We start from the raw sequence: 12,585 nt of genomic DNA, 5'->3' as shown, positions 1-12,585 counted from the left end.
TTTAGTATAATATAAGTATCAAGAGATGGCTTTTAGAAGCGGTGACTGCCGGATGGGAGGCTATGATGAACAGGCAGTCCAAAGAAAAAATCACGGCGCTTTATTGCCGTATAGATAAGCAAAGCAAGAATAGAGACGCAGCGGCCAGCCGAGCGCAAGAGGAAATCCTTTTGCAATACGCCGCCGACCACGGCCTGAAAAATCCAGAGCTTTTCTGCGACTGGGGTTTCAGCGGCACCACATTTGACCGCCCGGAGTTTCAGCGTATGCTTCGGGAGATCGAGGCCGGGCGGGTATCAGACCTTGTTGTGAAAAACCTTTCCCGCCTGACCCGCGACTATATTTCCGGCGGAGTGCTGATAGATGAAATGCTCCCCATGCTGGGCGTCACGCTCCATACCACACAAGAGGGCATTTATCATCCCGAAACGTCCTTGCAGTTGAGACAGGCCATCCTTTCCATGGCGAAAGGAGGCCGGGCGTAATGGCGGCAATCCTGAATATGTTAAAAACCGTCGTGGAAAAATGGGCTGCCCTTTATGTGCGGCTCTCCCGCGACGACGACAACGAGGGAGACAGCAACAGTATCGCCCATCAAATCGAAATCCTTACCAAGTACGCCGCCGCCCACGGAATCACCAACTACAAGATTTATAAAGACGACGGGTATTCCGGCACCAACTTTGCTGGGGTTAGATAGCGATACTTTTTACATCTACCATGTTACGGCGGTCATGGTTGACAACTTGCGTCGGCTCCTGCTCGGTATCAACCTGTCCGACAAAGCTGTAATGGATTTCGATTTTCCGGGTGTTGGTTTCCCGGTCTAATTCATGTATCAAAATACGGTCGATAAACTCATGGACGTTTTCATAGGTCAATTCCTGTATGTCGCTGTATTTCCCGACAATCTGAATAAACCTTGATATATCCCTTTTTCGCTCGGTAACGGTTGCGATCTGCTGTTGTAACTCGTCTATCCTTGCGGCAAGGGATTTCTTTTCGTCCTCGTAGCCGGAAGTTAGAAACACAAACCGTTCATCTGTCAGTCTGCCTAATGCGTTGTCCTCGTACAGCTTGCGGAAAAGCGTGTCAAGTTCGGTCATACGCGCCTGTGCTTTGGAAAGTTCCTTTTGCTGCTGCGCTAATGCCTTTCTCGCTTCCATGTCGCCGTACTCGGTAGCTTTACAGATAAAGTCCTGTTCGTGTTCCTTAACATACTGCAAAACCCGCCGCATATCTTCCAGCACTAAATCAAGAAGTACGTTTTTGCGGATATAATGAGAGGTACACTCGCTGCCTGTCCTTGCCCTGTTGCGCCATGCGCCGCAAGAATAGGAAAACCTGCGCGGCTCGATATTTACGCCCTGTTGGTAATACATCTTATGTCCGCAACCAGCGCAAAACAGCAAGCCGGAAAAAATATCAATCTCCGCTGCTTTTGTCGGGCGGTGGCGGGTAGCAATCCGCTTTTGCGCAAGTTCAAAGGTTTCCTCGTCAACAAGCGGCTCATGGGTGTTTGGGAAGAAATAGCGTTGTTCTTCTTCGTTCTTCCGGGTCTTTTTCGACTTGTAGGATACCTTGTGAGTTTTCGCGGTTATGGTATGCCCTAAATATTCCTGCCTTGCTAATATGTCATAGAGCGTTTTGTCCGGCCAAGTATAGGGGGCGATCATTGCCCGCTGATACCGCGCCTGTCCTGTGCGCTGATAGCGCAACGCTCCAATCGTCAAGACTTTGTTTTCCGCAAGCCATTTTTGGATTTCGCACATACGCACGCCGCTAACAAACATAGCGAAAACCTGTTTGACAATCGGCGCGGTTTCCGGGTCGGGTATAAGGTGGTGGCGGTTGTTCGGGTCTGGGATATAGCCGTATGGATATTCCCCGTTGACACGCTCGCCTTTTTGCGCCTGTGCCTGTTTAACTGCACGGATTTTCTTGCTTGTATCGCGGGCGTAAAACTCGTTAAACCAGTTCCGCAAGGGGGTAAACTCGTTATCCTCCCGCGCTGTGTCAACTCCGTCGTTAATCGCGATATAGCGCACTCCGTTTTCGGGAAATACAATCTCTATGAGTTCGCCCGTTTTCAGATAGTTTCTGCCAAGACGGGAGAGGTCTTTGGTAATAACCGTCGCCACTCGTCCGGCTTCCACTTCCTGCAACATCGCTTGCAGCCCCTCGCGCTCAAAACTCACGCCGGAAAATCCGTCGTCCACAAAAAACTTTGTGTTCAAAAAATGGTGTTCGTCCGCATAGCGTTGAAGTATCATTTTTTGGTGCTGTATGCTTCCGCTTTCTCCGGCCTGCATATCCTCTTGACTTAAACGGCAGTAAAGGGCGGTGATTTTATTCGACTGTAACATTAGTCCTCCTTTCCGACAGCCGAATAAACAGGTATAATGTGTTGCTATCATTATACCATATCCCGCCGCCTAATGCACTACTCGGACGCTAAAAAGCCCGGATTTCCGGGCTTTTTCTGCAAATCCTTTACAATGAGTTTTTCAATCTTTTTATGGATTGTATCGGTTGCCTTTTCACTCGGCAACGCTTGAACAAGATAGGTGATTTTCCCTATTTTGCGTTCGGTTGTAATTGTCTGTTTTTTATCCATTAGAAAAACCTCCTTTTCCTGTATGGATAAACTATATTCGTCAAAAGGCAAAACGGGCGGTTGTTAGCTGCAACCTCACGGGAGTTTCACCCCGGCCCATGCTTATGGGTGCGCCGCGCAATACTTTGAGGGTGTTCAACGCGGGAGTATCATTGTGCCGCCTTGTATGTCGTCGCCCACAAGCTGCTAAACTTGTTTTACGGCGCGGTAGTTCTCGCTCGACTTTTCCCCAACGGGGAAAAGCGGTCATGGCGTACCCGCCGCCCGGCTCGGTACAGACGGAATGTACCCGTTGCCTGTTATGCTGCGCACCAAAGGCCGCTTTCTTTGTCAAGGAACAATAGGCTTTGTCGGCCTGTAACAGTACACCGTTTCCGATGTGCTGTTACGGAACGACAAATAGACCATAACGGGAAGCGTGGAAAGGGGACACGCTCCCCGCATGGGCTAAAAGATTATCCTACATGAAAAGCAAGGGTGCGGGTAATAAGGCGCACTTGCAGCCTGTTACGCATTTCCTCGTCCACATAGGAATAGGTATTGCCCGCGTCGTCTTTCAGCGTGCGGGTACAAAGTTTCGCTATGTAACCCTCGTAATGCTTCAAGATCGCGCACATGGCGGTTGTGTCGCCGTTTGCCGCTGCGGAAATGACAGGGAACGGCAACAGATTTTCAGATTTCCTAACGGTATTCATCATCTGCTTTTCCCTCCAAATACTGTTTGATTTTCGCAAGCGCGGATTTCCTGTGCCGGAAAACCGTCGTGCGTACAACATTCAGCAGTTCAGCAATTTCCGCGTCGCTCATGTCCAAGAAGTAGGACAAAAGGATAATGTCGCGTTTCCTTTCGGGCAAAGCGTTAAGGGCTTCGGCAAGCAGTTCATTTTTGACGAGTACATCAAAGCCGGACACTTGAAAACGGAAATAATCGCTTTTGTATTCGTCCGTTGTGAAAAGCTGCGCGAGTTCGCTTTCGCTCAAATCCGAAAAAGGTACTTCGCGTGCTGCGCGTTTCGCAAGAGTGCGGCGGTGGCTTTTCGCTTCGCCAACCAAAGTTTTCTTTGCTAATGCGTCGTACTGATGTTGTATTCTTTCCTTGTCGGAAGAAGATAGCTCCATAGAGTTCACCTCCTTCCCGCGTGGAGTAGAGGACGGGAGTTAAGGGCTTGTCCTCTCTGCCCCTTTCGCTCCGTACCCGTTCGGGAGATGGCTCTTGAGTGCGTTTTTCAGAAAAAAGTTGAAAAAAGCAAAATGCGCCCGTCCGCAAGACGCGGACGAGCGCAAAGGAAATGTAAGAAGTATTTAGATGTATTGACAGTTCATACTCATAGCCGGAATATCCCGCTTGCGGAGCATAGCTTTTTTTGACCGCAAAGCATTAGGCGGGTTACAGTAAATAAAAATGGACACGGCGATACCTCCCCGATACCGCCGTATCCTTAAAAAAGGGCGACTTTAATACACTACCCGCAATCCATTCTATAATAGGGAACAGCGGCTTTTGCGCAATATTAAATAAAAAAGCCGATAACACATAGGTTTTTTGACCTAATGCGTTATCGGCTCTGCGTCTATGCGTCTGGCACTTTTAATCATTTTTTTTTGAATTTATTATATGTGTTAGCTAACTGTCCACAAGCCGCGTTAATCTCTCTGCCATGAGAAACTCTCATAGTAACTTCAAGTCCTGCTTGCTCTAATTGATGTTTGAATGCAACTATTTCCCGTTTCTGTGGTGCTTTAATTCTTGAATTGCTTGTTGGGTTGTATTGTAACACGTTAATCATAACTTTTTTGCCCCGAAACCATTTTGCAAGTTGTCTTACATCTGAGGGCCGGTCATTTATACCCGGTAAAAGCAAATACGCAAAGACAATTTTGCGATTATGCCTTTCAGAATAGGATAAGGCTTGCTTAACAACATCTTCAATAGCATATATGCGCATGTGAGGAATAATACGATTTCTTGCAGATTGTGTTGCTGCGTGTAAAGATATTGTCAACTGAATTTTAAGATGTTCCTCGCGCAATTTTTTTAATTGATCGACCGGACCAACTGTTGATATGGTAATGCCGTCGGTTGGAAAGTTGAGCCCATATCTATCTCGGAGAATATGGATTGCTTTTATCAAGTTGTCATAATTGAATAAAGGCTCTCCCATACCCATAAAAACGATACGGTTTACTTTTCGACGCAACAATATAATCTGTTGTACGATTTCTGACGATGTTAGATTACGAACAAAGCCATTTCGCCCGGACTCACAAAAAATACAACCAACAGGACAACCGACTTGTGTGCTCACGCAAACAGTTCCACCATCTCGCCGCTTGATAAAAACCGTTTCAATGTATTTGTTGTCTTTCAGTTCGTAAACATACTTTTCAGTATCACTGCTTTTGCAAATATTTTTTACCAACATTGATAGATTTTTTTTGCGTGGTAATTGCTTATATAATTCTTCATATAAGGCTTTTGCTTCATTCTCGCCAATAACTTCCGACATTTCTTTGTAAGTAAATCCGTATGGATCATTCCGTACTTCCGCAGGCGTATATTTAGGTAAACGTTTCATTTTTATATCCTTTCTTCTAAATAATAAAAGTTTGTTTTTCTGTATTTTTGATTACAATCTCTAATTTTTCTACATCAATGATATGCGTCAATTTGCATTTAGGGCAGAAAAGAGGAAAATCTTTTAATACAGTATTATGAAATACTTGAACTCTCGTCTTTCCGTTACAAATCGGACATTTTATCCAATATTTTTTAAGCATTATATTTCACTCGTCCTTTTTACACAAAAAAATGCAGGTCAATCCTCAACATGAGCATTGACCTGCATTTATAATGCACAGAGCAGTACAACAAAACTAAGGCATAGCTTGCACTATGTCTATACTATATCTATACGTCGTTAGTTTTTTGTATAGCATCCGCAAAATAAGCATGACAAAAAAGCCCATGTTGAAAATGGGAAAATCCTTTTTTTCAATGCTTATCTAATACGCATGCTATGCAACATAAACGCCGCCTCCTTTTACATAAATTTTATTTTATCAGAAAATCAGTCTACTGTCAATACACAACAGGAAGTATTTAACCTAATGATATGAATTGTGTGGACATATCCAAAAAGAAAGGTGAACTGTAAAATGTAACAGGGTGAATGAAAATGGCAAAAAGACCCGTACCATTGTACGACTTTAAGGCTTTCGGGGCAGCTATAAAAGCCGCGAGAAATGAATACGGCGAGAGCCGCAAAAAGGTAAGCGACGAGTTATATATTTCCCCGCGCTACCTTGCGAATATCGAGAACAAGGGACAACAGCCGAGTTTACAGGTATTCTATGACCTTGTAACCCGGTATCATATTTCGGTAGATCAATTTTTCTTCCCGAACAGCAATGCGGAGAAATCCACCGGGCGGCGGCAGCTTGACGCGCTGCTGGACGGTATGAGCGATAAAGGCATACGGATTGTAACCGCAACAGCAAGGGAGATAACGGAAGTCGAAAAAGCAGAGGATTAACCTCACAATATGAGAAATCGGGAGATTGCAGCGCATGGCGGCTGCAATCTTTTTTTGCGTCCAAAATCAAAGGAACGCGCAACAAATACCGCCTTTCGGTGGGGGTATGGAGTAGATAGCAAGCACAGCAAACGGGTACTCGTTTGCTGTGCTTGCTATGTAGTTGTTTTTATCCGTAAACGCCTGTTTCTCTCGCTTTGGGCTTTCTGTCTGCGGCGTATCTTTGCCGCGCAATCGGGGCAGTATTTCGCCCGGTTGCTGCCCGCCGCAAACGTGCTGCCGCATACCGCGCAACGCTTCAAATCGGTTTCCCCGCTGCGGGTGATCTGTTCGCAAAGCTGCCTGTCGGCGGGTAATACCGCTTCGCGGAAATAGCGGCATAGCAGCGAATAGCTGATACTCTGCACACAAACGCAAGTTTCCCCGTCGTCCAGCAGCAGACAATTCCCGCAATCGTTGTTTGCACAAGCGGCGCGGGTCATTTTCTTTACGGCGCGGTATTGCTTTTCATCAAGCCTTATCATTTTCGGTTCTGCTCGACGCGGAAGTTTACATACTTGCCGCCTGTGTCGGCAAGCAGCACAACTCCGTCAAAGGTCTTTCCCGTCTTGGTCGAGTACATACCTTTGATTTTTACCTTTCCGTCTTTCAAAAGGGCGGCGGCAATCGCCTTTGTGAAAGCCTTTTTGCGCTGCTCAAAAAAGCGGTCATTCTTCCACATCACAAAGCTGCAAGCCCTGTCGGAGCAGTAAAAGTTTTTCTTGCCCTCGTAAACCGCCGCGCCGCAACGGGGGCAAGTGCCGATTGCTTCCCGCTGCGGGGTAAACAGCTTCGCTTTATCCTCGGAAATCGCGGAATAGGTCTTGACAAGCCCCGCTGTCATTTCCTCAATCCCGCGCATGAAGTCGGCGGGGCTGTCGCTGCCCTTTGCAATCCCGGTAAGGCGCGTTTCCCATTCTGCCGTAAGCTGCGGGGACGTAAGGCTGTCGGGCAGAATAGCGACAAGGTTATACCCGTCCTTTGTGGGGATTAGCTTTTTGCCCTTGCGCTCGGCAAAGCCCGCGCTAATGAGTTTTTCAATGATACCCGCCCGCGTCGCGGTGGTGCCTAACCCTTTGCGCTCCGCGTCCTCCGGCGTGTCCTCCTTTCCCGCACTCTCCATAGCCGAAAGTAACGTATCTTCGGTAAATGCCTTTGGGGGCTGCGTGTAACGTTCGGAGATCTCCGCTGCCGGATTGTCAAAGGTCTGCCCCTCGGCAAGCGGGGGTAAAACCGCTTCCGGCTCTGCGTCCTCGTCCTGTTCCCCGGACGCGGCGCGGGATAGTCTTTCAATCTCGCGCCAACCCTCGCAAAGCGTCGTCCTGCCCTTTGCGGTAAAGGTATAGCCGCCGCAAGTGAAAACCGCCGTAACCGCTTCATACTCATAGGGCGCGGCAACGGCGCAAAGCAGTTTTGCGCACACAAGGGTCATTAGCTTTTTCTCACTTTCGGCAAGGGAAGAAAAGCCCGTTTTCACAAACTCCGCTGTCGGCAAAATGGCGTGATGGTCGGTTACTTTGCTGTTGTCGCAAATCCTCGCAAGGTCGGCTTGCAGCTTCACGCCCTGCATAAAGGGGAGAGCAGCGCAAAGGCCGGTGATAAGTTCCTTTGTGCTGCCCTCCATATCGGAAGTGATATATTTGCTGTCGGTGCGGGGATAGGTCAAAAGCCGTTTTTCATAAAGGGCTTGCGCATAGTCAAGGGTCTGTTTCGCCGTAAACCCATACAAACGGTTTGCTTCCCGCTGCAAGGCGGTGAGGTCAAACAGTTTCGGCGGGGCTGCGGTCTTTTTCTCTTTTTTAAGGGAAGTACAAACGGCCTGCGATTTCTCGCAAGCCGCTTTCATCTGCCGCGCCGCCGCTTCGTCGTCCTGCCTTTCGGAAAGGGCGGCAACGCCGCCAACGTCCAGCCGGACGACATGATATTTCTCTTTCTTAAAGCTGCTGATTGCATAGTCGCGGTTTACCAGCATAGCAAGGGTGGGCGTTTGCACTCTGCCGACATTCAATGTTTTATGGTAGAGGATAGAGAAAAGGCGGGTCGCGTTAATGCCAATGAGCCAATCGGCCTTTGCTCTGCAAAGCGCGGATTGATAGAGGTTGTCATAGCCGCGCCCGTCTTTGAGATTTGAAAAGCCCTCGCGGATTGCACTTGCTTCCATGCTGCTAATCCAAAGGCGGGAAAAGGGCTTTTTGCAATTCGCCTGTTCATAGACAAAGCGGAAAATGAGTTCCCCCTCGCGCCCGCTGTCGCAAGCATTGATAATCTCGGTAACGTCGCTGCGGTGCATAAGGTCTTTGAGAATGGAAAACTGCTGCTCCTTGCCGCTGGCAACAATAAACTGCCACTCCTGCGGGACAATGGGAAGATCGTCGTACTTCCATTTACGGAATTGTTCATTGTAGGTCGCCGCGTCTGCAAGGCTAATCAAATGCCCGATACACCACGACACAAGGTAGCCGCCGCCCTCAAAATATCCGCTGCGCTTTTCATTCGCGCCCATAACGGCGGCAATCGCCGCCCCGACGCTCGGTTTTTCTGCAATTACAAGTTTCATAGATTATCGTCCTCCTGCTCGGTCTGTTCGGTTTCGACTACTTCCGTTTCCTCGTCGTCCTCGTCAAAATCAAGGTCGTCAAGGCTGCTGCTGCCTTTCGCCGCGTCCTTTTTGGGCTTCAAAATCTTAAAGTAGTAGAACGCGCCGCCGCCCGCTGCGGCAACAAGCAGCACGACAAGCAGAATACCCATGCCGCCGCCTTTTTCTTCTTCCGGCGGCTGCTCGGTTTCTTCCGGCTCCGGCTCGGCTTCCACACCCGCGCACTCGCTCATGTTGACGCTGCAAACCGGGCAAGCGGTGTTGACGCTTCCGGCAACGCATTTATCGGTGCAGCTACAAACGGGGGCTTCGGTCTGCCCGTCCTCCATAAGGGCGGTTAAATCCGCTTCGTCCACTTGGTTAAGGAAATGGACGGTATTTTCCCCGTCCTCGGCGCGGTCAATGATGATGTAAAAATAGTTGCCACTTTTGGTAACGACGGTGATAAACTGCTTGTCGCCGGACGCTTCACCCGTTATATCGTCCACAAGGGACATATTCCCGTCCGGGGTAAGGGGCTGCGGCTCATAGCCGCCCGTCGTTTCTTCCGGCTCGGTTTCCGGCGCGGGGGTTTCCTCGGTTACGGGGGTAGGCGTGTCGTCGCTTTCATCGCCACCGCCCGCATAAGCGGTAACAGAAAAGCCGCACATGATAACCAGTGCGGCAAGCAATACGGTAAACTTTCGGATTATCTTTTTATTCTTCATTGTCGTTGTCCTCCTGTTCGGCGGGGTAAGTGGCTTCCGGCTGCGGCAAGGTGATTTCGCCGCTGGCGTAAGCGGAGAGGAACGCGGCAAGCTGCGTCCCGTCAAGGTGTACCGCCTTTACCATTTGCACGATCTGCGCGTTTTCTTCCTCGACTTTCTGCGCTTCAAGGTCTTTCAGCTTCTTTTGCTGTTCAAGGATTTTTGCCCTCGTTTTCTCAATATCCCTTTCGATACGGTCAAGTTTCGTGTTCGCCATAGTCATTTACTCCTTTCCAAACTGTTCTTTCCATGAATAGCTGCGCCCCAATCCCTTAACGGTTTTAAGATAGGGCATAGCGTTTTCTTCCAAAGTCGCCGCCCGGTTAAATAGATCGGGATAGTGTTCTTTGAGATATAAAATCTCTTGTTTCTTCATGCTCGGACAAAAGAAACAGGACGATTTACCCGGCTGCGGCAATCCTGCCGCTTTGATTTCCCGGATACAATCGTCCCTGTTCCAGCCCCATTCTTCAATGAGGGGGTAGCGGTTATGATATTTTTTGTCGGCTTCGTTGTACTTGCGGGAATGTTCATACCGTTTCACTTCTCCCGCGTCATAGCCGATATAGCGGTTGACTTTCTCGCCGCGCTGCCATACTTCGCGGCAAGGCGCATAGTGGTTGCAAAACTTTTCCTGCGGTGCGATTTTGTGTTTCTGCGAACAACGCTTATGCCCGTAGGCAATCGACGGGAGCGTATGAGAGCGCAAGCACTCGGTTTCAAGAGATAGGCGGTTGCCGTAGCGGTCAACATACTGCACAACGGTAATCTGCGGCATACCGTGTTCCGCAAGCCATTGATTGATTATCTCGATAAATTGATAGGTATGCGGGTGTTCCGCGCCCGTATCGGCAAAGGTGATAAGGTCAATCGGGATTTTGTGCTTGTATAGGCCAATAAGTAAGGCGGCACTATTCGTGCCGCCGCCAAAAGATACAATATTCATTTTTCAACTCCTTTTAATTGTAATTTAACCGCCCGTAGGCGTAAAAGTGGGATTGCCAATAGCTGGTGTCCAGCTTTGAATACTGGATAGGGTCGCCACAATGCAGCATGACGGGGCTTCCGTCCCCGTCCTCGCCCACATAAATCCCCACATGGGAAACGCCGGGGGTGTCGTATGTACCCGTAAAGAACACCAAATCCCCCGGCTGCGGGTTAGAAACAGGGGTTGAGATGTTGTAAAGCCCTTGCGCCCCAAGTCTGCCCGTATTGTATAGGCCGCTGTTCGTCAACACATAACTCACAAAGCCGCTGCAATCAAAAGAGGTTTCCGGGGTGCTGCCGCCCCACACATAGGGAAAACCGACGTATTTATCTGCTTCCTCCATGAGCCGCGCAAACTTTTCATCGGAACCCAGCAGCGCGGCGGGTACTTCATAATCGGCGGGCGGGTTTTCATAGTATTTAGACACATAGCCGGATTGCGGGAAAAGGTCGGGTCTGTTTCCCAGCGACGACATATACATAGCGTACATGGATAGCTGTTCTTCGCCCATGATGTAAACGGGGACATGGGAGAGGTTGAAGTTTTCCAAATCCACATGAAGAATGTAATAGTTATAGGGGACTTCAACCGTATAGGGGTTGCCCTCGCTGTCCGTCCTTGTTTCGGTGCGGTAGCGTACCTGTACTTCTTCCTCGACCGTCAAGATATACTGTTTCTCAAAGAGCATTTCAAGGGTGCTTTGCACTTCATCGAGTGTAAACACGCCCTCATGCCACGCGGAAAGGATAGAAATTAGCACATAGGGGTCATGCTCGATCTCGTCCGCGTTTACCCGGTATTCGTCATAGCCGGGGTATTCGCTTTCGATATTGTCCAGCATATCTTGTAACTCGGCTTCCATAGCGGCATACGCGCTTTCCGCGCCCGTTATATCCGCGTCCTCGGAGAGATAGGACGACGCAATCAAGCCGCTGCCGCTGTTGCCGCCAAAGAGGGAGCAAGAGGACAGCCCGCCGAAAAGCAGCAGCACGATAAAGGCAATCCCGCCCACAATCAAGCAGCCTTTCCAATGCCGGACAACAAAGAACGTCGCCCGTTTGGTTTCCTGCGCGGTTTTCTTCGCCGCCTTTGCGGTGGCTTCAGCGGTTTTTTTCGCTTTGCCGCCCGCTTTCAGCGTTTTTGCATACTGCTTTTTAATGCGCTGCTTCTGCCAAAAACGGGAAATGGGGTTGGAGTGCGCAAGCGCGGGGTTATCGTGCAACGCCTTTTGATAGAGAAAATCTGCGTTTGCCTTTACCGCTTGTTTTTCCGCTGCCGCCGCTGCCCGGTAGGGTTTCAGCTTATGGCGGCGTATGCCGCCCTTAACTGCCCGCGCCGCCATGCCGCCCGCTTTCTCTCCGGCAAGTTCTACCCGGTGCCCGCTTTCCACACCGACGTTTTCTTTCTCTACCTCGTAGATTTTCCCATGTACGGTACTGTTTAACTCCTGTGCCGGACGGGATAAGGGGTTATGCCGCAACTTGCCGTTTGGGGGCTTATCCGTCTTTTCAAAGGAAAGGCGCGTCTTTGCCTTGCCTTTCGCTTCGTCAAAAACGCGCTCTTTCTTGATTTTGGTCTGCTTGGGGATAGCCGCCCGCGCTGCGTCTAAACAGTCTGCCGCCTTATCCGATTTCTTGATCGCTTTTTGAAGTTCCGGCGTTGCCCGTTCCGCTTCGGAAAACTGCAAGCGGGAAGAATGGGTTTTAGGCTGCGTCGCGTCAAGGGCTTTTTTCTCCGCGCCTTTTGCTGCGTGTCGCTCAATCTCTGCGCCGATATGCTGCACAACCTTTTCCGCTGCCACCCCTGCGGGGGCTGAATAGTTTTCTTCCTGCGGCCTTTCGCTGATACTGGACGTTTCGCCCGTCGTGAGGTTTTCCGCAACCGCACCGTCGCGGGTCATTTTTTGCGTTACCTTGTCGGGGGCTTTCAGTTCCTTGCTCAATCTTCATCACCTCCAATCCGCTGTTTTGCAAGTTCGCAATAGTCGGGGTTTAACTCAATGCCGATATAGCGGCGGTTAAGCCGTTTTGCTACCATGCCCGTCGTGCCGCTGCCGAAAAAGGGGT

Annotated in this window: 16 protein-coding genes and 1 pseudogene; 4 read left to right on the top strand and 13 right to left on the bottom strand. The window is 49.5% G+C overall.

The window, feature by feature from the left end; translation table 11 throughout:
- Positions 1-62: 62 nt before the first annotated feature.
- On the top strand, positions 63-485 hold the full coding sequence (locus CZ203_RS00565; RefSeq protein WP_087064170.1) for a recombinase family protein: 423 nt from the start codon (positions 63-65) through the stop codon (positions 483-485).
- Entirely contained in the window at positions 485-700 is a 216-nt protein-coding gene (locus CZ203_RS00560; RefSeq protein WP_087064169.1) for a recombinase family protein, read from the top strand. Before CZ203_RS00565 ends, CZ203_RS00560 begins: the two co-directional genes overlap by 1 nt.
- Here the strand turns inward: CZ203_RS00560 and CZ203_RS00555 are convergent.
- From CZ203_RS00555 to CZ203_RS00525, 6 genes are all read right to left on the bottom strand, one after another.
- Entirely contained in the window at positions 693-2,366 is a 1,674-nt protein-coding gene (locus CZ203_RS00555; RefSeq protein WP_069989194.1) for a recombinase family protein, read from the bottom strand. The two genes, CZ203_RS00560 and CZ203_RS00555, sit on opposite strands and share 8 nt — an antisense overlap.
- Before the next feature lie 77 nt (positions 2,367-2,443).
- The gene (locus CZ203_RS00550; RefSeq protein WP_002604472.1) at positions 2,444-2,617 is read right to left on the bottom strand and encodes a transposon-encoded TnpW family protein; all 174 of its coding nucleotides are present in this window, start codon (positions 2,615-2,617) and stop codon (positions 2,444-2,446) included.
- 455 nt (positions 2,618-3,072) lie between these two features.
- Complete coding sequence (locus CZ203_RS00540; RefSeq protein ID WP_002604473.1) at positions 3,073-3,315, bottom strand: helix-turn-helix domain-containing protein; 243 nt, start codon at positions 3,313-3,315, stop codon at positions 3,073-3,075.
- On the bottom strand, positions 3,299-3,736 hold the full coding sequence (locus CZ203_RS00535) for a sigma-70 family RNA polymerase sigma factor (protein WP_003502131.1): 438 nt from the start codon (positions 3,734-3,736) through the stop codon (positions 3,299-3,301). The genes CZ203_RS00540 and CZ203_RS00535 overlap by 17 nt, the downstream gene beginning before the upstream one ends.
- Before the next feature lie 473 nt (positions 3,737-4,209).
- Positions 4,210-5,193, bottom strand: a complete 984-nt coding sequence (gene rlmN, locus CZ203_RS00530; protein ID WP_002584956.1) for a 23S rRNA (adenine(2503)-C(2))-methyltransferase RlmN — start codon at positions 5,191-5,193, stop codon at positions 4,210-4,212.
- A gap of 16 nt (positions 5,194-5,209) precedes the next feature.
- Positions 5,210-5,395: a cysteine-rich KTR domain-containing protein gene (locus CZ203_RS00525; protein WP_003431289.1), complete on the bottom strand. Its 186-nt coding sequence runs from the start codon at positions 5,393-5,395 to the stop codon at positions 5,210-5,212.
- Positions 5,396-5,793: 398 nt separating this feature from the next.
- Between CZ203_RS00525 and CZ203_RS00520 the strand changes: the two genes are divergently transcribed.
- Complete coding sequence (locus CZ203_RS00520; protein WP_002584957.1) at positions 5,794-6,150, top strand: helix-turn-helix transcriptional regulator; 357 nt, start codon at positions 5,794-5,796, stop codon at positions 6,148-6,150.
- Between the two features lie 9 nt (positions 6,151-6,159).
- Complete coding sequence (locus tag CZ203_RS15570) at positions 6,160-6,525, top strand: hypothetical protein (RefSeq protein ID WP_456236171.1); 366 nt, start codon at positions 6,160-6,162, stop codon at positions 6,523-6,525.
- Positions 6,526-6,554: 29 nt separating this feature from the next.
- On the opposite strand, the pseudogene CZ203_RS15565 reads toward CZ203_RS15570, so the two are convergent.
- The 7 genes and pseudogenes from CZ203_RS15565 to CZ203_RS00485 form a co-directional block, all read right to left on the bottom strand.
- Positions 6,555-6,632 (bottom strand): annotated as a pseudogene (locus tag CZ203_RS15565) (cysteine-rich VLP protein); the annotation flags it as partial.
- A 38-nt stretch (positions 6,633-6,670) separates the two neighbouring features.
- Positions 6,671-8,746: a type IA DNA topoisomerase gene (locus CZ203_RS00510; protein WP_002584963.1), complete on the bottom strand. Its 2,076-nt coding sequence runs from the start codon at positions 8,744-8,746 to the stop codon at positions 6,671-6,673.
- Positions 8,743-9,492, bottom strand: coding sequence for a DUF4366 domain-containing protein (locus CZ203_RS00505; protein ID WP_002584964.1), 750 nt, complete (start codon positions 9,490-9,492; stop codon positions 8,743-8,745). The genes CZ203_RS00510 and CZ203_RS00505 overlap by 4 nt, the downstream gene beginning before the upstream one ends.
- Entirely contained in the window at positions 9,482-9,748 is a 267-nt protein-coding gene (locus tag CZ203_RS00500; protein ID WP_002584965.1) for a DUF4315 family protein, read from the bottom strand. The genes CZ203_RS00505 and CZ203_RS00500 overlap by 11 nt, the downstream gene beginning before the upstream one ends.
- A gap of 6 nt (positions 9,749-9,754) precedes the next feature.
- Complete coding sequence (locus CZ203_RS00495) at positions 9,755-10,477, bottom strand: phosphoadenosine phosphosulfate reductase domain-containing protein (protein WP_002604475.1); 723 nt, start codon at positions 10,475-10,477, stop codon at positions 9,755-9,757.
- 13 nt (positions 10,478-10,490) lie between these two features.
- Complete coding sequence (locus tag CZ203_RS00490) at positions 10,491-12,419, bottom strand: C40 family peptidase (protein WP_425516017.1); 1,929 nt, start codon at positions 12,417-12,419, stop codon at positions 10,491-10,493.
- Between the two features lie 38 nt (positions 12,420-12,457).
- On the bottom strand, positions 12,458-12,585 hold a 128-nt coding region (locus CZ203_RS00485; protein ID WP_143436025.1), incomplete at its 5' end, for a DNA methyltransferase.

Origin of the sequence: Intestinibacillus massiliensis (genome assembly GCF_900155735.1) — a bacterium.
Lineage (GTDB): Bacteria > Bacillota > Clostridia > Oscillospirales > Butyricicoccaceae > Intestinibacillus > Intestinibacillus massiliensis.
This window is presented reverse-complemented; position numbering and strand designations above follow the sequence as displayed.